Below are 19,965 nucleotides of genomic sequence, written 5' to 3'. Positions count from 1 at the left end.
GTCATCTTATGAAGAAATTTAAGGAGTATTTTTACATAACAATAGGTTTTTTAATAGTAGCTGCTTCAGTTAGATTTTTCTTTGAGCCAAATAGCATAGCCGGAGGCGGAGTAACGGGATTTGCAATCATTATAAATAAATTTTTTCACTATATTTCTGTAGGTTTAATTACATTTATATTGAATGCAGTGCTATTTGTGCTTGCGATGATATTTGTAGGTGGAAACTTTGGTATTAAAACTTTATACTCAAGTTTTGGACTTTCTATTTCTTTATGGGTCATGGATAAATATATAGTTTGTCCTCCTTTAACTAAAAATTTACTTTTGGCAACTTTGTTTGGAACACTTATATCAGGTGTAGGAATGGGAATCTGCTTTAACCAAAACGCATCAACGGGTGGTACGGATATAATTGCCAAAATGATGAATAAGTTTCTTCATATGGACATAGGAAAATCACTTCTTTTGGTGGACTTTGTTATAACTCTTTTTGCTGGTTTTACTTTAGGTGCAGATTTAGGTATGTATTCTCTTTTATCTGTTATTATAGGTGGCTTTGTTATAGATAGTGTTATTGAAGGACTTAATGTTTGTAAAAAAGTCATGGTTATAAGTAACAAGAATAAGGAAATAAGTGATTTTATAATAAATGAACTGGAAAGAGGCTGTACCATTTTTGATGGGAAGGGTGGTTATACTGGTAAGGATACGTACATATTGTATACAGTTTTGAGTAGAAAAGAGTTTATAAAACTTAGAATTTTTATAAAGGAAGTAGATAAAAATGCATTCATAACCATAAGTGATGCTAAAGAAGTTCTAGGAGAGGGATTTAAGGAAATATAGAAAACTTAATAATATGTTAATAAATGGAGTTTTGTATATTTAATATATTATGCTATAATAATAATAGTTTTGTTACTTTTCGATAATTAATTTGTAGAAAAAGGTAAATGGGAGAGAGATAAATGATAGAATTTAAGAATGTTAATAAGACGTACGGAAATGATGTAAAAGCTCTTTCGGATATAAATATTTCAATAGACAGGGGAGAATTTGTTTTCCTTGTTGGTGCTAGTGGTGCAGGTAAATCAACTTTTGTAAAATTGTTAATGAAAGAAATAGAGCCAACTTCGGGTGAGATAATAGTAAATGATGTAAATATATGCGACTTGAAAAGAAAGCAGGTACCATACTATAGAAGAAAAATAGGAATGGTATTTCAGGACTTTAGACTTATACAAACCTTAAATGTCTATGAAAATGTAGCATTTGCAATGAGAGTTGTTCAAGCTAGTCATAAGGAAATAAGGAAAAGAGTGCCTATGGTATTGTCTCTTGTAGGACTTTCTAATAAAGCAAGTGATTTTCCTACTCAGCTTTCAGGAGGAGAGCAACAGAGGGTTGCACTTGCAAGAGCAATAGTAAACAACCCATCCGTTTTAATAGCTGACGAGCCTACAGGAAATCTTGATCCTGATACAGCAGACGAGATTGTAAGTATTATGGCTGATATAAATAAAGCAGGGACAACAGTTCTTATGGCAACTCATGCTAAAGAAATAGTAAATTATATGAAAAAAAGAGTTATAGCAATTGAAAATGGTGTAATTGTAAGAGATGAGCGAAGGGGAAGATACGATCATGAGAGTTAGTACATTAAAATTATTTTTTATAGATGCTCTTAAGAGCTTAAAGAGAAATAAAACAATAAGTACAGCAGCAGCAGCTACAGTAGCAGCGACTCTTTTTATACTTGGAATATGTCTGCTTGTTCTTTTAAATGTAAGGACTGGAATAAGTGATGTAAGATCTAAGGTTCAGGTTCAAGTGTATTTTAAGGATGATATAACAATAGATCAGCAGAAGGACGTTTTAGATAAGTTAACTAAAACATCTGGAATAACAAGTATAAAATTTGAAAGTAAAAGTGATGCTTTATCAAAGTTTAAAAATCAGCTCGGAAGTGAAAACAAAAGTTTAATTGAAGGTATGGATAGAAATCCTATGCCTACTTCATATGTAGTAAGTGTTTCGGATGCTGACTATGCATCAAATGTAGTTAAGGCTCTTAAAAATAAAAATGGTGGCACTTTAGATGGAATTGAAAAAGTACAGGATGGAAGAGAGCTTATTAACAAGATAACAACAATAACTAGTACGGTTCAGGGTGTAGGAATTGCTATATTTATAATTTTAGCAGGTGTATCCTTATTCCTTATAGGAAACACTATAAAGCTTACTGTATATTCAAGACGTAGAGAGATAGGAATAATGAAATATATAGGGGCTACCGATTGGTTTATAAGATTTCCATTTATAATAGAAGGTATGATTATAGGTATAGTTGGATCCGTTATTACAATTATTGTTACTTATAATTTATATAAAGTAGCATATAATAAAATGAATAGTAGTTTCTTAACTATGAATATAGTAAGCCCTTCATATGTATTGGTATTTATGTCATGGGAATTTATACTTGCAGGAATGTTTATTGGAGCGTTAGGAAGTATTGTAGTTATAAGGAAATTCCTTGATGTTTAATCTGCGATATATAGCTGAATTTTAACATAGATATGACCACTTTAAACTTTTAATGTGATTTAGAGCTTGTTTATATAAGCTTTAAATTATGTTTTGAGTATGAAGTGGTTTTATTTAAATCATTTTACAAATTAATATTTAATAGTGATATAAATATTTAATAGTGCTATAATAAATAATATTTGTTGTTTATGAAAATACTAACATTATGTGCATAATTATATAACTGAAATTTTTTATATTTCAGAAATTTTTTTGGGACGGTGAAAATTGTGGATAATAAGAAGAAAAAGTGGATTGCAGCCACTGTGGCTATCGTAATTGTGACTAATTTAATATCTTTATTTTTAGGAGGTAGATTTTTAGTCTTTGCAGGCAAGGATAGAGTTGCAGTAGATAGAAAAACTTATGATACTTTTACAAAATTTTCGAAATTGCTTAGTGTAAGAGATCAGCTTTATAAATATTATGATGGCAAAATAAGTGATAGTACATTGCTAGATGGTGCTATAAAAGGAATGACTTCATCTTTAAATGATCCATATACAGTTTATATGGATAAATCTGAAACAAAGTCTTTTAACTCTGAAATGCAGGGACAGCAGTATGTTGGTCTTGGAATGGAAGTTCAATCTAAAGACAATAAAGTAATGGTGTCTACTGTATTTGATGATTCGCCAGCTGAAAAAGCAGGAATGAAGGCAGGAGATATAATTGCTAAGGTAAACGGCAAAGATGCACCAAGCGATCTTAATAAGACAGTATCTATGATAAAAGGTAAAGAGGGAACAGAAGTAACACTTACATTATACAGAACTACTAAAGGCATGTTTGATATAACAGCTAAGAGAGAAAAAGTTGCTGTAGATATGGTAAAGGGTGAAATGCTAAGTAATGGAATAGCATATATAGATATAAGCATGTTTGATGAAAATACAGGAAAGAATTTTAATAAGAAAATAGATGAATTAAAGCAGCAGGGTATGAAGGGTCTTATTCTCGATTTAAGATCAAATCCAGGTGGACTTCTTAGCTCATGTATAGATGTAACTTCAAATTTTGTCACTAAGGATAAGGTTATAGTTTCTACAATAGATAAATATAATTCTAAAGAAGAATATAAATCAAAAGGTGGAAATTATATAGGATTACCTCTTGTTGTTTTAGTAGATGGAAATACAGCAAGTGCGTCAGAAATTTTTTCTGGGGCTATAAGAGATTATAAATTGGGTACCCTAATTGGTGAGAAGACATTTGGAAAAGGTGTCGTTCAAGCTCCTTTTGATATGAATGATGGCACACAGTTAAAAATAACAATATCAAAATATTATACACCAAGCGGCGAGAACATACAGCATAAAGGTATAAAGCCAGATATAGAAGTAAAATATCCTGATGCTTTGAAGGATAAACCTTATGATAGAAATACAGATCCACAATTTCAAAAAGCACTGGAACAAATAAAGAGTAAAATTAAGTAGAAATAGCTTCTAGTTATCCATAATATTTAAAAACATATTTATAAGTACTGAAAAAGCTTTATCTCAACAAGTGCTAATTTTTACACTTGTTAAGGTAAAGCTTTCAAAGTAAATTATTGATGATTGTTTAAAGGAGAGGGGAATTTTGAGTACATGAGTATTGCAATTCAGACATTAAGAGCATTGGCGCAGACTATAGTTATGCCATCGTATCTCTTTACACTTGTGATTATAATGATAATGTTTTACATAAAGAATAGAAAAATATCTTTTATGCAGAAAATGATAATCGGTCAGGATATTGAGTCACCCCTTGAGCTTACATTATCACAGGTAACGCTAAGTATAATTGCTGGAGCACTTGGTAGTGTGATCTTAGCATATCTTGGTGTTGCTTTTCAGGATAACAGTTCGATTGTTTTGTTATTTTTGATTTCTATAATTTTAACATTTGCCGGGAGTAGATTTATATGCTTTTCTTATTCGGGAGCTGTACTTGGAGTTGCAAGTGTAGCAGTTCAATTTTTAGCAGCAAACAATATGATAAATGTAAATTCAGTAAAATTTCTTGAGGTTGATGTTGTAATGCTTATGTCACTTGTTGGAGTTTTACATATTATAGAGGGAATATTGGTAATGTTTGATGGAAAGTCTGGAGCTATTCCGGTTTTTACCAATAGAAATAATAAAATTATCGGAGGCTTTGCATTTAAAAGATATTGGATATTACCTGTAACTTTATTTATCATTATAAATAGCCCTAATTTAAATGGAACTGTTAATGTTGCTACACCAGGGTTTTGGCCTCTCATAAGAACGAATTTAACTGATATTGCTAAGAATGTAGTTATGTCTTTTGCTGTATTTTATGGAGTGATAGGATACAAGAGTGTTACGTTTACAAAAACTAAAAGAAAAAAAGCACTTACATCTGGATTAGGTGTAGCATTGTATGGATTAATTCTTTTGGGGTTAGCACAGGTATTAAAATATAATCTTGTAGAACAGCTTGTTTTAGCTATTCTCGCACCGTTAATGCATGAAACTATGCTTAGATTGGAAGCGTATTCTGAATTAAAGGGTGAACCTAAATTTATAAGTGATGATGGAATCATGGTTTTAGAGGTAGCGCCTAATTCTCCAGCAAAAGAAATGGGAATAAAGAGTGGAGATTTGGTTTTGGAAATAAATGACACGAAAATTTTGACAGAGGAAGATATTTCAAAGTCAATTCAGAATGTAAGTACATATGTATGGCTTAAAATAAAAGATGTACAAGGCAAATTAAACGAGGTAAGTTACAATAAATTCGATAGGAATAAGAAGCTTGGATTGGTTTTTGTACCAAAGGATATGCCTAAAGAGAGTAAAGTAGTAAAATTTGATCATAAAAACTTTGACGATGTCTTAGATGATGCAACGAAAAATGATGAGAAGCAAGATGAGAACGAAAAGGACGATAATAAAAAGATGTAAATTAATAGTATTTTGAAACATTAAATAAAACTATTGCGAATTAACATTGATTTGTAACATTAAAAAAATTCTATAAATCTAAGGTGAAAAAAATCATAAAATACTAAAAGTTTTCAATAACTCACTAGCGTTCAGACAAATTGAAAACTTTAAGTATTTTATGATCTTTTTACCAAGATTTATTAGAGTTTTTTTTAATTGTTACTTCATCAATGTTAATTTGCTTTTGGAGTAAAACAAGGAAAAAATTCTTCCGTGCCTACGGAATTTTTAGTATAAATAGTTGATTTAATTTCATATCTATATTATTTGATTTTTAAATAGGTTGGTATATTAGTTATCTTTAATTTATTAATAATAGAATCATACACGAAGCTAATATACTTCCATAATAATTTTTTAGTTCAGCAGCCTTTTCATTATACTACAAATAAGAAGTACCCTAATACTCCACATCCCAAAATAATTCTGTACCATCCAAATGCTTTAAAGTCATGTTTTTTGATGTATACCATAAGAAATTTGATTGCAAGTATTGATACTAGAAAAGCAATACTTGTACCGGTAAGAAGTATGATTGTTTCATTAAATGTAAGGTTAAAACCAAATTTTAATAATTTAAGAAGGCTTGCACCAAACATTACAGGTATGGCGAGGAAAAAGGTATATTCTGCGGCGACTGTTCTTGATACACCAATCATGAGTGCACCTACAATTGTTGCACCAGAGCGTGATGTGCCAGGAAATACAGCCGCTATTAACTGAAATATTCCAACCATAACGGCAGTTCCATATGTTATTTCAGAAATAGATTTGATTTTTGGGTATTTGCCTTTATTATGGTTTTCAATAATAATAAATAGAATTCCAAATAAGATAAGCATAATTGATACTGTTTGATAGTTGTAAAAAAGAGCATCTATTTTATTATCAAATAGAACTCCAACAATAGCAGCAGGAATACAAGAAACTATTATTTTAAACCACATTGACATAGTATCTTTTTTTATGGAAAAACCGTTATGTAAGGAAAAAGGTATGAGTTTATTCCAATACAATACAACAACAGATAAAATTGCTCCCAGTTGAATTACCACTAAAAACATTTCTTTAAATTCATTAGTTACATTTAGTTTTAGAAATTCATTGACTAATATCATATGACCCGTACTGCTTATTGGCAGCCATTCTGTAATACCTTCAACTATTCCTAGAAAAGCTGCTTTTAATATTTCTAATTCCATAACATCCTCCCACTTTATATTTTATTTGAAGTAAATCGTTGGCAATGCAGTGCTATAATTTTTAATTTACTGTATTTTGAAATATACTATCTATAAAAAGGTTATATGCATACATGTATTATTATAAATTAAATTAAATGTAAAATTTTTTATTAAAATCAAAAAAAAAAAAATGTTAACAAACACTGGAATATATGGTACAATAAGCGTAAATAAAATATTTTACAAGTTAGCTTAATAAAGGAGAATTACTATGGGTGGTTATGAAATACTGTCAGTAGGTAGCAAACTTAAAAAGTTAAGAGAAAAGTATAATGTAAGACAGGATGATTTAGCTGGCGGAAACAGTGGTGATATAACTAGAAATCTTATAAGTCAAATAGAACACGATAAGGCAAATTTAACCAAACATGCTGCTGAAATTATGATGAATAACTTGAAAAAAATTTGTTATAAAAGGCATATAGCAGTTGATGAGACTATAGAATATTTAATGGAAGATGAAAAATCACAGGCTGGTAGGATGCTTGACGATTACATAAAAGATCTTAAAGATATGAGTGTTTATAAAAATACTAGTTTTCTTAATAAATTGAATGAAGTTGAAGATTTTTTAGTTAACTGGAATTTAGTTGACAAAAAAATAATCATTTTTGAGCTAGCTGGTGACTATTTTTCTAATACTAACGATTTTTATAACAGTTCATTATATTACGAAAAAGCAAGAGCATTAATGGATATTAATGTTTATAATGAACATACTATATCCATCTTAAGAAAATTATCTATGATTTATATTTATATGGGCAAATACGACGAAGGTATAAGATGCTGTGATTTTGCATTAAATCAGTTTAAAGATAACATAAGCGAAAAGTATCGTTCTATATTCATTTTTAATAGTGCAGTGTATTATATGGAACTAAAAGAATATAGTGCTGCTCTTACACGATTGAAAAGTCTTGAGAATACAATTAAAGAAATAAATATGAACAAGTATTATGAAGTGCTAGCGCAAGAAGGCGTTTGCTTAGGTTTTCTGGGGAAACACCAAAAAGCTTTAAACATATTTAATAAAGTACTTGATTTTGTAAGTAAAGATAACATTGAAGTGTATATACTATTACGACTTAATATAGTAGATGCTTATATTAATCTCAATGAGGTTGATACGGCTAAACAATATTTGGAGGATATATTAAAAGATATAGATAGTATTTCTTATGTACCGCAGCAAGGTTCTAAAATATATTATGAAATTGGAAATTCGTATAAAAAAATAAATGATATTTTGCATGCAAAAGTATATTTTATGAAATCTTTAGACTATGCTAGAACTTATAAGCAATTTAGTATAGTAAGGAATACATTAAATGCTTTACTTGATATATGTATTGCTAACGATGATAATAAAGAAATCAATGATATTAAGGACATGTTTTTATTGAATGTAAATAGGGAACAAAAGATGGATGTACACTTTGTAAATAAACTTGTAGAATACTATTTGAGCAAAAAAGATTGTAAAGCATTAGAGGAAATTCAAAAATTTATTGGATTATATATGAAAGGTCGTGGATATGATGTTTTATAAAAAAGATAAATGGAGTATGAAAGTATTACTCTTAACTTTAATGGTAGTAGGTGTGTGTGCAGCTTTACCATACCTTAGTTCTATAATTGCGTATTGTCCTTTTTTTACATGGTAATTGATAACGTTTCACATGTTAAAATGAAAAAGAGTTGCAATGCTAAACTAATATTGCTTAGTATTGCAGCTCTTTTGGTTATAATATTTTTTAGTTTTGGGCAAGAATTAAAATATAGTGTTTTATGATTGACAATGAACATAACTAATATTAAAATTATATATTATAATACGAACAAATGTTTGATGGAGATGTTACTATGGGTGTTTTTAAAATTAACTCGGCATTTAAACCTACTGGGGATCAACCTAGAGCCATAGATAGTATAGTTAAGGGAATAAAAGATAATGATAAGTATCAGACACTTTTAGGTGTTACCGGTTCAGGAAAGACATTTACTATGGCGAACATAATAGAAAAAGTACAAAAACCAACACTTGTTATTGCACATAATAAAACTTTGGCAGCGCAGCTTTGCAGTGAATTTAGAGACTTTTTTCCAGACAGTGCAGTAGAATACTTTGTATCTTATTACGATTATTATCAGCCAGAAGCCTATGTTGCACAGACGGATACATATATAGAAAAAGACGCTTCCATAAATGATGAAATAGATAAACTTAGACATTCTGCCACATCTGCTCTTTTTGAGAGAAGAGATGTAATTGTTGTGGCATCAGTCTCCTGTATATATGGACTTGGTGATCCAGAAGAATATAAGAAACTTTCTATATCCTTGAGAGCTGGAATGACTAAAGATAGAGATGAAGTATTAAAAAAGCTTGTAGAAATGCAGTATGAACGAAATGATATAAATTTTGTAAGAGGAACTTTTAAAGTAAAAGGTGATACTGTAGATATTTTTCCCGCAGGATCAAGTGATAAGGCAATAAGAGTTGAATTTTTTGGAGATGAAATAGATAAAATAAAGGAATTTGATGTACTTACAGGAAACACAGTGTCTTCATTAAAACATGCAATAATTTTTCCAGCATCGCACTTTGCAACATCCAGTGAAAAGCTGGAAGCTTCAATAAAGCAAATAGAAATTGAACTGGAGAAAAGATTACAAGAACTTAATTCAGAGGATAAACTTCTTGAAGCACAAAGGCTGAAACAGAGAACGAATTACGATATTGAAATGATGAGGGAAGTTGGGTATTGCACAGGAATAGAAAACTACTCAAGGATTATAGATGGAAGGGCCGCAGGAGAGCCTCCAAAAACATTAATTGATTATTTTCCGGATGATTTCCTCATGTTTATTGATGAAAGTCATGTCACACTTCCTCAGGTAAAAGCCATGTACGGAGGAGATAGGTCAAGAAAAAATTCTCTTGTTGACTATGGCTTTAGGCTTCCAAGTGCTTATGATAATAGACCGCTTAAGTTTAACGAATTTGAAGATAAAATAAATCAAGTTGTGTTTGTAAGTGCTACGCCAGCAGATTATGAATTAAAGCATTCAGAGAATATAGCAGAGCAAGTTATAAGACCTACGGGACTTCTTGATCCTGAGATTGAGGTAAGACCTACTAGGGGACAAATAGATGACCTTTATAGTGAAATACAAACAGCAATAAAGAATAATTCAAGGGTATTAGTTACTACGCTTACAAAGAAAATGGCTGAGGACTTAACAGATTATTTTAAAGAGCTTGGAATAAAAACTAGATACATGCATTCTGATATAGATACTATAGAGAGAATGAAAATTATAAAGGGTCTTAGAACTGGAGAATTCAATGTACTTGTTGGTATAAATCTTTTAAGAGAAGGACTTGATATTCCGGAAGTTGCTTTAGTTGCAATATTAGATGCAGATAAAGAGGGATTTTTAAGATCTGAAAGGTCACTTATCCAAACCATAGGAAGGGCAGCTAGAAATGCAGAAAGTAAAGTAATAATGTATGGTGATACAATAACTGATTCTATGGGAAAGGCAATAAGTGAAACGAAGAGAAGAAGAAAAATTCAAATGGAGTACAACAAGAAGAATGGAATAACTCCTACTACTATTAAAAAGGCAGTAAGAGATGTTATAGGTATAAGCGAAATAGCAGAAGGAAAAGCAGAATATAAAACTATGAATGAAGCTGTAGAAGCTGATAGTAAGAATACTGATAAATTGATAAAGGAACTTGAAAAGAAAATGAAAAATGCTGCAAAGGAACTACAATTTGAAGAAGCAGCGTATCTTAGAGATAGAATAGGTGAGCTTAAGAAAAAATTAAATGAAAACAAAGAGGTAATAAAATGAAAGATAAGATAGTTATAAAAGGAGCTAAAGTTCACAATTTAAAGAATATTGACCTTACAATACCAAGAAATGAGTTTGTTGTTTTTACTGGACTTTCAGGCTCTGGTAAATCATCCCTTGCATTTGATACATTGTATGCAGAAGGACAGAGAAGATATGTAGAATCTCTGTCATCATATGCAAGACAATTTTTAGGTCAGATGGATAAGCCTGATGTTGAGTACATAGAAGGATTATCTCCAGCAATATCAATAGATCAGAAAACTACAAGTAGAAACCCACGTTCAACTGTTGGAACTGTAACTGAAATATATGATTATTTAAGACTTTTGTATGCTAATATAGGTGTGCCACACTGCCCTAAGTGTGGTAGAGAAATTTCGCAGCAGACAGTGGATCAGATGGTAGATAATATTATGGAGCTTCCTGAAAAGACTAAAATTCAAATATTAGCACCTGTTGTAAAGGGAAGAAAAGGTGAACATACAAAGTTAATTGCCAAAATTAAAAAAAGCGGTTATGTAAGAGTTAGAATAGATGGAGAAATGTATGAAATCGATGAAGACGAAATAAAGCTTGAAAAAAATAAGAAGCACAATATTGATGCTGTAGTTGATAGAATAATAGTAAAAAAAGAAGCAGAAGGCAGAATTACTGATTCTCTTGAAACTGCACTTAAACTTGGAGAAGGCCTTGTTATTGTTAATATAATAGGAAAAGAAGATATGATTTTTAGTGAAAATTTTGCTTGTCCTGATTGTGGCATAAGTATAGGAGAAATTTCACCTAGAAAGTTTTCTTTTAATGCGCCTTTTGGAAAATGTGATGTCTGTGATGGATTAGGTACGCTTCTTGAAATAGATGAGGATTTAGTTATTCCCGATAAATCCAAAAGCATAATGGAAGGGGCAATAGCACCTTGGGGAGAGGGAAGACTAAAAGAAGATTCGTGGACATTTAGTGTACTTAAAGCACTATCAAAAAAGTATAAACTTGATATAAATAAACCTATCGAAGATTTTGATGAAAAGACCTTAAATATACTTTTATATGGTGCACCAGATAGGTTAAAGGTAAGTTATGTTAAGGACTCACAAAGGATGGAGTTCAATCATACGTATGAAGGTATAATAAATCAGATGAAAAGAAGGTACATGGAAAGTAATTCTGATTATATAAAGGCAGAAATAGAAAATTATATGAGCAATAATCCATGTCCAGAATGCAAAGGTGCAAGATTAAATAAAGAAGTGCTTGCAATTACTGTTGGCGACAAAAATATATTTGAATTATGTTCGATGCCAATAAGAGATGAATTAAAATTCTTGCAGGGGCTAGAGCTTTCGGAAAAAGACAAAATAATAAGTGATCAAATAATTAAAGAAATAGACAGCAGACTGCAATTTTTAATTGATGTAGGCTTGGATTATTTAAATCTTACTAGGGAGGCAAGAACCTTATCTGGAGGAGAATCACAAAGAATAAGGCTTGCAACGCAGATAGGTTCAAGTTTAGTTGGTGTGCTTTATATTCTTGATGAGCCAAGTATAGGTCTGCATCAAAGGGACAATGATAGACTTATCGCAACTATGAAACATCTTAGAGATATAGGAAATACGCTTATTGTTGTTGAACATGATGAAGATACCATAAGGGCAGCTGATTATATAGTTGATATAGGTCCTGGTGCTGGAGAACATGGCGGAAATGTAGTTGCCGCTGGAAAATTGGAAGATATAAAAAAGTGTAAAGAATCTATAACGGGTCAGTATTTAACAGGAGCTAAAAAAATAGAAGTACCTAAAAAAAGAAGAAAATCTGGTAAACAATTTATAGAAGTAATAGGCGCAAAAGAAAATAATCTTAAAAACATAAGTGTTAAATTTCCAGTTGGTTTATTTACTTGCGTTACAGGGGTGTCAGGTTCAGGAAAAAGTACTCTTGTAAATGAAATATTATATAAAGGTTTAAACAAAAAATTAAATCATTCAAAAATCAATCCTGGTAAATATAAGACAATTAATGGTATAGAAAATATTGATAAAATTATAGATATAAACCAAAGTCCTATAGGAAGAACACCAAGGTCAAATCCTGCTACATATACGGGAGTTTTTGATATAATAAGAGAACTTTATGCATCTACCAAAGAAGCGAAAATGAGAGGATACAAACCTGGAAGATTTAGCTTTAATGTAAAAGGCGGAAGGTGTGAAGCCTGCAAGGGAGACGGAATAATAAAAATTGAAATGCAGTTTTTATCAGATGTATATGTGCCTTGTGAGGTTTGTAAGGGAAAGAGATATAATAGAGAGACATTAGAAATAAAATATAAAGACAAAAATATAGATGATTTATTAAATATGACAGTGGAAGAAGCACTGAAGTTCTTTGAAAATATTCCTAGAATAAAGAATAAACTTCAAACTTTAATGGATGTTGGGCTTGGATATGTAAAACTTGGTCAGCCATCTACTCAGCTTTCAGGTGGTGAAGCACAAAGAATAAAGTTAGCTTATGAACTGTCTAAAAGAAGCACAGGAAAAACCTTATATATACTCGATGAGCCAACTACAGGACTTCATACAGATGATGTTAAAAAACTTGTAGGTATACTGCAAAAGCTAACTGATATGGGGAATACAGTAGTTGTAATAGAGCATAACTTGGATGTTATAAAGTGTGCAGATTATATAGTAGATTTAGGACCTGAAGGAGGAGAAAAGGGAGGAAATATAGTTTGCAGTGGGACACCTGAAGTTGTAGCTGAAAATACTTCATCATATACAGGACAATATTTAAAAAAGATGATATAATTATGTGTATTGTATATAATAAAATGCGCAGGTTATGCTTGAAATTATAACGTTAGAGGGTGTGAAATATTGTTTTCTGTATATAACATGTATAGTTTAGCAGTGATTGGTTCAAGCTTGAGTAATTTGAGTACAATTTTTAAATTTATAATAATAGCAATTGTTTATTTGATAATCTTTACTGCTTTTAGAATAATGTATAAGGACATGAAGAATAGTGGTAGTAGGAAAGCTCCAAAGAGGGGAAAATCCTTTGGACTTGAAGTTGTAGATCCAGGAATGAATAGAGCTATCAGAAAGGGAGCAGTAATTCCAATAAATAGAGAAGTAACAATAGGAAGAAGAGAGGATAATTCTATTACGCTTAATGAAGGGTATGTTTCTGGTCATCATGCCAGGGTCTATCTTAGAAATAATCAATATATCCTTGAAGATTTGAATAGTACTAATGGTACAGCTTTAAATGGGCAGAGGGTGGAAAATAAGGTCTATATAAAAAATGGTGACGAAATAAAAATAGGCAGCAGTCTTTTTAAAGTAATAGGATAGGGTGAATTAAATGGATAATAGTTTAAAAGACGAAAAGAAACTTTTAAGATACACTTATTTTTTCTGTTTTATATGTTTTTTGAATATATCTTTGCTTAAGAACCCATTTGATAAGGGCTCACTGGTAATGTTTGGCGTAATATGTTTTCTGATGGGATATTCTCATTTTATACTTAGAAAGTTTTTTCCAGATGGAGATAAATATTTGCTTATATTCGCCTGCATTCTTTCTTCTATAGGTATAGTTATCTTATATAGAATAAATTCATCATATGCAATAAGGCAAATAGTATTTTTTATAGTAGGCATTGCAATTTTTATATTGATTGTAGTACTTTTACCAGAATTAAAAAAATATGACAGATATAAATATGTATATATGGTCATATGTCTTTTATTTATGGCTATGGCAACATTTAAAGGGACAGAAAAAAATGGTTCTAAAAACTGGGTATACATAGGTTCTATGGGATTTCAACCGTCAGAATTCGGAAAAATATTTTTAGTGGCATATCTTGCAGCTGCACTTAAGGAATATAAAAACTTTAAGCAGCTTATAGAACCAGCTTTTATAGTAATGGTTTCACTTGGTTTTATGGTTCTTCAAAAGGACTTAGGATCAGCACTTTTGTTTTTTGCAATTTCTGTAACTATGCTTTATATAGCTACATCTAAAAAAAAGTATGTATTGGTATGTTTTATTCTATTTGCAGTAGGTGCTTATATAAGTTATAAGCTTTTTGCACATGTTCGGCTTAGATTCACAATATGGCAAAATCCATGGCCGTATAAAAATGATAAGAGTTATCAAGTAGTACAGTCAATGTATTCTATAGCATGGGGAGGATTATTTGGTACAGGACTTGGTCTTGGGTATCCTCAATTCGTACCAGTAAGTGAGTCGGACTTTATATTTTCAACTATATGTGAAGAAATGGGAGCACTTATGGGATATGCTGTAATGATTCTTTATTTTTTACTTTTCTATAGGTGTATGAGGGCAGCAGTACTTGCAGAGGACAATTTTTCAAGACTTCTTGCCGTTGGCTATAGCGCGATGATTGGTGCTGAAGTTATAATCATAGTCGGAGGAGTCACAGGGATGATTCCACTTACAGGAATTACTTTGCCTCTTGTAAGTGCAGGAGGAAGTTCTATGATAATAATGTTTGTAGCACTTGGTATTTTACAGAAGATATCGGAAGGTGGAAGGTAATTTGGATGATATATCGAGTAATATAAAAAAAGTAATGTTTATTTTTTTAGTTATATTTTTTATTACTATATCCTATATAACATATTTTGAACTTGTAGTTTCACCTAAGATAATTAATAATACTGATAATAAAAGGTTATGGGCTAAGCGAAATGAAGTTTTACGTGGAACTATTTATGATAGAAATAAGAAAGCGTTAACTAAAAGTGATAGAGTAAATACATTGACACAAAAAAGAGAATATATTGATGGACCTATGTTTGCAAATGTACTTGGATATGTTAATCCTCAATACGGTTTAACAGGACTTGAGGCTAAGTATGATCAGTATTTAATGGGCGCAGAAGATCAAACAATAGGTCAGTATTTGAATCAGCTTATAAAAAACAAAGGAAAAATTTCATCTGAAAGTAAACAGGGGGAGGATTTAGTTACAACTCTTGACTATAATATTCAACAGGCTGCATATAATGCTCTTGGCAATAATAAAGGTGCGGTTGTAGCACTTAATCCTAAGACTGGTGAAGTATTAGCAATGGTTTCAAAACCATCTTATGATCCTAATGCTGATGCACTTAAGGCAAATTGGAAAGCACTTAATAGTGATTCTGCAAATAGGCCTCTTATAAATAGAGCGGTGTCAGGCTTGTATCCACCAGGATCAACCTTTAAAACGGTGACAGCCGTTAGTGCACTTCAGAATATACCAGGTATCCAAAATCTATCTTTTGATGATCCCGGAGTGCTTGTATTTAATTCCAGTCAATCATTAAGTGATTTTGATGGTGAACATTTTGGAACTATAGGTTTTAAATATGCATATGTTGTGTCTAGTAATGTAGTCTTTGGTAAAATAGGGCTTCAACTTGGAAATAATGAGCTTAAGCAAACAGCAGAATCCTTTTATTTTAATAAGAGTATTCCATGTGATGATATTACTATCAGTAAGAGCCAGTTTCCAACTTTAAAAAGTTATGAAAAAGGTAATATGGCTCAAAGTGCTATAGGTCAGGCAAGTGTAGTAGCTACACCTATGCAAATGGCCCTTGTAGCAAGTACTATTGCTAATAATGGAGTAATGATGAAACCTTATTTAGTAAGTCAGATTTTATCACCAGATGGAGATAAAGTAAAAACTACTTCACCTCAAAGTATAGGAACTATAACCTCTGCAGCTAATGCCGCTACAATGAAAGATTTTATGGCAAGTGTTGTATCCGAGGGTACAGGAGTAAATGCATCAGTAGATGGAGTACAGGTTGCAGGTAAAACAGGTACTGCTGATAATAAAATTAATGGAAAGGATGCAACTCCACACTCATGGTTTATTGGATTTGCGCCATGTGACAATCCTCAGGTCGCTGTGGCAGTAGTAGTAGAAAATGGAGGCCAAGGGGGAAAGGCAGCAGCTCAAATTGCATCTACTGTAATTAAAACTGCTTTAGGGAAATAGGAGTATAATGAATGGAAAAACTCATGCTGGAATTGCTGCAGCAGTTGGAGTAGCGTTGGCAGATAAAATACCTGGTGGATTTACTGCGGTTGGATTAGGTGTTATTATTACTGCTTCACTACTTCCTGATATAGATCATCCTAAGGGAATATTAAATCAATATATATTGCCTATAAAAAATAAGCTTATAAAAACTTTTGTTTATGGTTCTTTTGGTGCTCTTATTATTTTTGGCAACTATTATAAATTTCATATGTTTATTTTGTATATTGTTGGAATCTTGCTTCTCATGATCGCTGTTTCTTCTCATAGAACAGGGCTTATGCATAGTGCTGCTGGTATGATAATATTTACTATAGTTGTTGGCTATGCTGCCAATAATTATAATATGCATAGTATTATTTACTATTTTATGATAGGCTATGGATTACACCTTTTATGTGATATGAGTACTTCTAGGGGTATTCCACTTTTATATCCATTTAAAAAGAAAAATTATAAATTCTCTTATAATTTTAGAGTTGGCTCCGCTAAAGGTAACTTTATAGAAGATTTTTTGATAATAGTAAGTTTAATATATATAATTTATAAACTTCCAATTGTTTTGAAAACTTAAAGGAGGAAATAACTCTATGTTTGATTTTGAATATCAATTAAAAAATCTTCCGGATAAGCCCGGGGTTTATATAATGAAGAATTCTCTTGGAGAAGTAATATATGTTGGGAAAGCTAAGATACTTAAAAATAGAGTAAGGCAATATTTTAGAAAATCTAAAAACCATTCAGAAAAAGTAAAAGCTATGGTTAAGAATATTTCTGAATTTGAATACATAGTTACAGACTCTGAAGTTGAAGCTCTGATTTTAGAGTGCAATCTAATAAAAAAATATAGACCAAGATATAATATACTGCTTAAGGATGATAAGCATTATCCGTTTATAAAGGTAACTGTGAATGAGGATTTTCCAAGGTTAATTGTTACGAGAAATATGGTTAAGGATGGAGCAAAATATTTTGGACCTTATCCTGATGTTTCGGCAGTTCATGAAACTGTTGAACTTATTAGAAAGATTTTTCCAATAAGAACCTGCAAAAAATACATAAAAGAGAACGACGATAAGATAAGGCCATGTCTTAATTACCATATAAAAAGATGCAATGCACCGTGTGCAGGACTTATAAGTAAAGAAGAATATGGGAAAGTAATAAAAAAAGCCGTTGATCTTATAGCTGGAAGAGACAACCTGGTGATAAATGAGCTAAGGTCTGAAATGGAAAAGGCTTCAATGAATTTGGAGTTTGAAAAAGCTGCTGATTTTAGAGATAAAATGCTGGCAGCTGAGAAGGTTCGGGAAAAACAGAAGATAATAATAGGGAATTTTGAAAATGAAGATTTTATAAGTTTATACAGTGATGAAAAAGACAGCTGTGTTCAGATATTCTTTTTAAGAGCTGGAAAAATTGTGGGGAGAGAGCATTTTATATTTGAAAATACTTTTGGAGAAGCAGAGGGTGACATAATAGGAGAATTTATTAAGGAATTTTATATTGGAACAGCATATGTTCCTAAGAATATATATGTTTCTTCTGCTGAGGATTTGAATCTTCTTGAAAATTGGCTTACAATGAAAAGAGGTTCAAAGGTACAAATAAGAATTCCTAAAAAGGGTGAAAAAAAAGACATAATTGAAATGGTAAAAAGAAACTCAAAAATAACCCTTGAAAAATTCAAAATAAAAATTTTAAGTGATAAAAGGCTCAATGAAAACATACTTATAGAATTGATGGAGATTTTAGGAATGGATGAAGTACCACATAGAATTGAAGCTTATGACATTTCCAATATTCAAGGAGTCGATTCTGTAGGGTCAATGATTGTATTTGAAGATGGAAAACCTAAAAATAGTGATTACAGGCGTTTTAAGATAAAGACTGTAAAGGGTGCAAATGATTATGATAGCATGAGAGAAATTTTAACAAGAAGATTTAAACATGGTTTGGAGGAGGTTAATTCTATAGTTAATAACAACCTTCCACTTAGTGCTGGAAAGTTTTGTGCTTTTCCTGATTTGATACTTATGGATGGTGGAAAAGGACAGGTGAATATAGCACTTGAAGTACTTAAGAAATTTAATATACAGATACCTGTGTGTGGTATGGTTAAAGATGATAAACACAGAACAAGAGGACTTATATATAATGATATTGAATTGAACATAAAGTCAAATACAAAAGTAATTAATTTTATTACAAGGATTCAGGATGAAGTACATAGATTTGCAATTTCATATCATAGAAGTCTTAGAGATAAGAGGATTCTTCATTCTGTGCTTGACGACATCCCATATATTGGAGACAGAAGAAGAAAAGCCCTTCTTAGGACTTTTGGAAGTATAGAAAACATTAAGAAGGCAAGTTATAGCGAACTTATGAAAACACCTTCTATTGACAAGAAAGCTGCCCAAAGTATTGTCGATTATTTTAGTGAGAAAAGAGGGAAATGAGATTTTGAAATATTTTATAGATTTACATACCCATACTATAGTTAGTGGTCATGCGTATACTACATTACTGGAAAATGTAAAACAGGCATCAGAAATTGGACTAAAGATTTTAGGTACATCTGAACATGGACCTAAAATGCCAGGGGCTCCACATATATGGTATTTTGGCAATGAAACTAAAATACCAAGAAAGATAAAAGATGTTATTGTATTGAGGGGTTGTGAGGCTAATATACTTGATTGTGATGGCAACATAGATATTCCTAGTGAAGTACAGAATAAATTAGATTATATGATTGCTAGTTTGCATGATGTTTGCATAGAACCAAGCAGTGTAGAAAATAATACGAAAGCTCTTCTTAGTGCAATGGATAATCCTAATATACACATTTTAGGACATATCGGTAATCCGATTTTCCCAATAGATGTAGAGGCTGTAGTTGACAAAGCAAAACAAAAAAATGTTCTAATAGAGTTAAATAATGGTTCTTTAAATGGAGCAAGAGAGGGAAGCTTTGACAACTGCAAAAATATAGCTCAAGTTTGTAAGGAAAAGCAGGCTAAAGTAATTCTTGGAACAGATTCACATATAAGTTTTGACATAGGAAACTTCAGTAAGGTGCAGAAAATGCTTGATGCTGTTAATATGCCGGAAGAACTTATTATGAATACAGATGAGAAAAAAATAGTTGAATACTTAAAGGGAAAAGGCAAACTTGAAAATTTTAACCTTGAATAAGCCTAGATTTTAAATTATACTAACTTTAT

General features: G+C 31.3%; 15 protein-coding genes. 14 read left to right on the top strand and 1 reads right to left on the bottom strand.

The genetic code is table 11. From position 1 onward, the window contains the following. The first annotated feature begins 8 nt into the window (after positions 1-8). The 5 genes from BEE63_RS07240 (at position 9) to BEE63_RS07220 (ending at position 5,506) form a co-directional block, all read left to right on the top strand. The gene (locus BEE63_RS07240) at positions 9-848 is read left to right on the top strand and encodes a YitT family protein (RefSeq protein WP_066020747.1); all 840 of its coding nucleotides are present in this window, start codon (positions 9-11) and stop codon (positions 846-848) included. Positions 849-970: 122 nt separating this feature from the next. Next, positions 971-1,657 carry a cell division ATP-binding protein FtsE gene (gene ftsE, locus BEE63_RS07235; RefSeq protein WP_066020746.1) on the top strand — a complete coding sequence of 229 codons (687 nt, stop codon included), beginning with the start codon at positions 971-973 and terminating at the stop codon, positions 1,655-1,657. Beyond that, positions 1,647-2,549 (top strand): permease-like cell division protein FtsX, encoded by a 903-nt coding sequence (gene ftsX, locus BEE63_RS07230; protein WP_066020745.1) that lies wholly within the window; start codon positions 1,647-1,649, stop codon positions 2,547-2,549. Before ftsE ends, ftsX begins: the two co-directional genes overlap by 11 nt. A gap of 272 nt (positions 2,550-2,821) precedes the next feature. Then, complete coding sequence (locus BEE63_RS07225; protein ID WP_066020744.1) at positions 2,822-4,030, top strand: S41 family peptidase; 1,209 nt, start codon at positions 2,822-2,824, stop codon at positions 4,028-4,030. A 153-nt stretch (positions 4,031-4,183) separates the two neighbouring features. Next, on the top strand, positions 4,184-5,506 hold the full coding sequence (locus tag BEE63_RS07220) for a PDZ domain-containing protein (protein ID WP_066020743.1): 1,323 nt from the start codon (positions 4,184-4,186) through the stop codon (positions 5,504-5,506). Between the two features lie 419 nt (positions 5,507-5,925). Here the strand turns inward: BEE63_RS07220 and BEE63_RS07215 are convergent, their stop codons facing one another. Beyond that, positions 5,926-6,750, bottom strand: coding sequence for an undecaprenyl-diphosphate phosphatase (locus BEE63_RS07215; protein ID WP_066020742.1), 825 nt, complete (start codon positions 6,748-6,750; stop codon positions 5,926-5,928). Between the two features lie 253 nt (positions 6,751-7,003). Between BEE63_RS07215 and BEE63_RS07210 the strand changes: the two genes are divergently transcribed. From BEE63_RS07210 to BEE63_RS07170, 9 genes are all read left to right on the top strand, one after another. After that, positions 7,004-8,344: a helix-turn-helix domain-containing protein gene (locus tag BEE63_RS07210; RefSeq protein ID WP_066020741.1), complete on the top strand. Its 1,341-nt coding sequence runs from the start codon at positions 7,004-7,006 to the stop codon at positions 8,342-8,344. Between the two features lie 314 nt (positions 8,345-8,658). Next, positions 8,659-10,659: an excinuclease ABC subunit UvrB gene (uvrB, locus tag BEE63_RS07205; protein WP_066020740.1), complete on the top strand. Its 2,001-nt coding sequence runs from the start codon at positions 8,659-8,661 to the stop codon at positions 10,657-10,659. After that, positions 10,656-13,475 (top strand): excinuclease ABC subunit UvrA, encoded by a 2,820-nt coding sequence (gene uvrA, locus BEE63_RS07200; RefSeq protein ID WP_066020739.1) that lies wholly within the window; start codon positions 10,656-10,658, stop codon positions 13,473-13,475. Before uvrB ends, uvrA begins: the two co-directional genes overlap by 4 nt. 87 nt (positions 13,476-13,562) lie before the next feature. Further along, positions 13,563-14,024 carry an FHA domain-containing protein gene (locus BEE63_RS07195; RefSeq protein WP_066023188.1) on the top strand — a complete coding sequence of 154 codons (462 nt, stop codon included), beginning with the start codon at positions 13,563-13,565 and terminating at the stop codon, positions 14,022-14,024. 10 nt (positions 14,025-14,034) lie between these two features. Further along, complete coding sequence (locus tag BEE63_RS07190; RefSeq protein ID WP_066020738.1) at positions 14,035-15,240, top strand: FtsW/RodA/SpoVE family cell cycle protein; 1,206 nt, start codon at positions 14,035-14,037, stop codon at positions 15,238-15,240. 1 nt (position 15,241) lies between these two features. Continuing rightward, a complete protein-coding gene (locus BEE63_RS07185) occupies positions 15,242-16,693 on the top strand; it encodes a peptidoglycan D,D-transpeptidase FtsI family protein (RefSeq protein WP_066020737.1) in 1,452 nt (483 codons plus the stop codon). Positions 16,694-16,700: 7 nt separating this feature from the next. Further along, the gene (locus tag BEE63_RS07180; protein WP_066020736.1) at positions 16,701-17,309 is read left to right on the top strand and encodes a metal-dependent hydrolase; all 609 of its coding nucleotides are present in this window, start codon (positions 16,701-16,703) and stop codon (positions 17,307-17,309) included. Positions 17,310-17,325: 16 nt separating this feature from the next. After that, the gene (uvrC, locus tag BEE63_RS07175; protein WP_066020735.1) at positions 17,326-19,197 is read left to right on the top strand and encodes an excinuclease ABC subunit UvrC; all 1,872 of its coding nucleotides are present in this window, start codon (positions 17,326-17,328) and stop codon (positions 19,195-19,197) included. Positions 19,198-19,201: 4 nt separating this feature from the next. Further along, on the top strand, positions 19,202-19,936 hold the full coding sequence (locus tag BEE63_RS07170; protein WP_066020734.1) for a phosphatase: 735 nt from the start codon (positions 19,202-19,204) through the stop codon (positions 19,934-19,936). Positions 19,937-19,965: the final 29 nt, after the last annotated feature.

It is taken from the genome of Clostridium pasteurianum (genome assembly GCF_001705235.1).
Classification (GTDB): domain Bacteria; phylum Bacillota; class Clostridia; order Clostridiales; family Clostridiaceae; genus Clostridium_S; species Clostridium_S pasteurianum_A.
Note: the sequence above shows the minus strand (reverse complement) of the source record. Positions and strands in the feature narration are given on the sequence as shown.

What these genes read in the sequence shown, in the direction of transcription:
- uvrA (WP_066020739.1), top strand. Translation starts at nt 10,656, where the DNA reads ATGAAAGATAAGATAGTTATAAAAGGAGCTAAAGTTCACAATTTAAAG.
- BEE63_RS07180 (WP_066020736.1), top strand. Translation starts at nt 16,701, where the DNA reads ATGAATGGAAAAACTCATGCTGGAATTGCTGCAGCAGTTGGAGTAGCG.
- ftsX (WP_066020745.1), top strand. Translation starts at nt 1,647, where the DNA reads ATGAGAGTTAGTACATTAAAATTATTTTTTATAGATGCTCTTAAGAGC.
- uvrB (WP_066020740.1), top strand. Translation starts at nt 8,659, where the DNA reads ATGGGTGTTTTTAAAATTAACTCGGCATTTAAACCTACTGGGGATCAA.
- BEE63_RS07215 (WP_066020742.1), bottom strand. Translation starts at nt 6,750, where the DNA reads ATGGAATTAGAAATATTAAAAGCAGCTTTTCTAGGAATAGTTGAAGGT.
- BEE63_RS07195 (WP_066023188.1), top strand. Translation starts at nt 13,563, where the DNA reads ATGTATAGTTTAGCAGTGATTGGTTCAAGCTTGAGTAATTTGAGTACA.
- uvrC (WP_066020735.1), top strand. Translation starts at nt 17,326, where the DNA reads ATGTTTGATTTTGAATATCAATTAAAAAATCTTCCGGATAAGCCCGGG.
- ftsE (WP_066020746.1), top strand. Translation starts at nt 971, where the DNA reads ATGATAGAATTTAAGAATGTTAATAAGACGTACGGAAATGATGTAAAA.
- BEE63_RS07240 (WP_066020747.1), top strand. Translation starts at nt 9, where the DNA reads ATGAAGAAATTTAAGGAGTATTTTTACATAACAATAGGTTTTTTAATA.
- BEE63_RS07190 (WP_066020738.1), top strand. Translation starts at nt 14,035, where the DNA reads ATGGATAATAGTTTAAAAGACGAAAAGAAACTTTTAAGATACACTTAT.
- BEE63_RS07220 (WP_066020743.1), top strand. Translation starts at nt 4,184, where the DNA reads ATGAGTATTGCAATTCAGACATTAAGAGCATTGGCGCAGACTATAGTT.
- BEE63_RS07210 (WP_066020741.1), top strand. Translation starts at nt 7,004, where the DNA reads ATGGGTGGTTATGAAATACTGTCAGTAGGTAGCAAACTTAAAAAGTTA.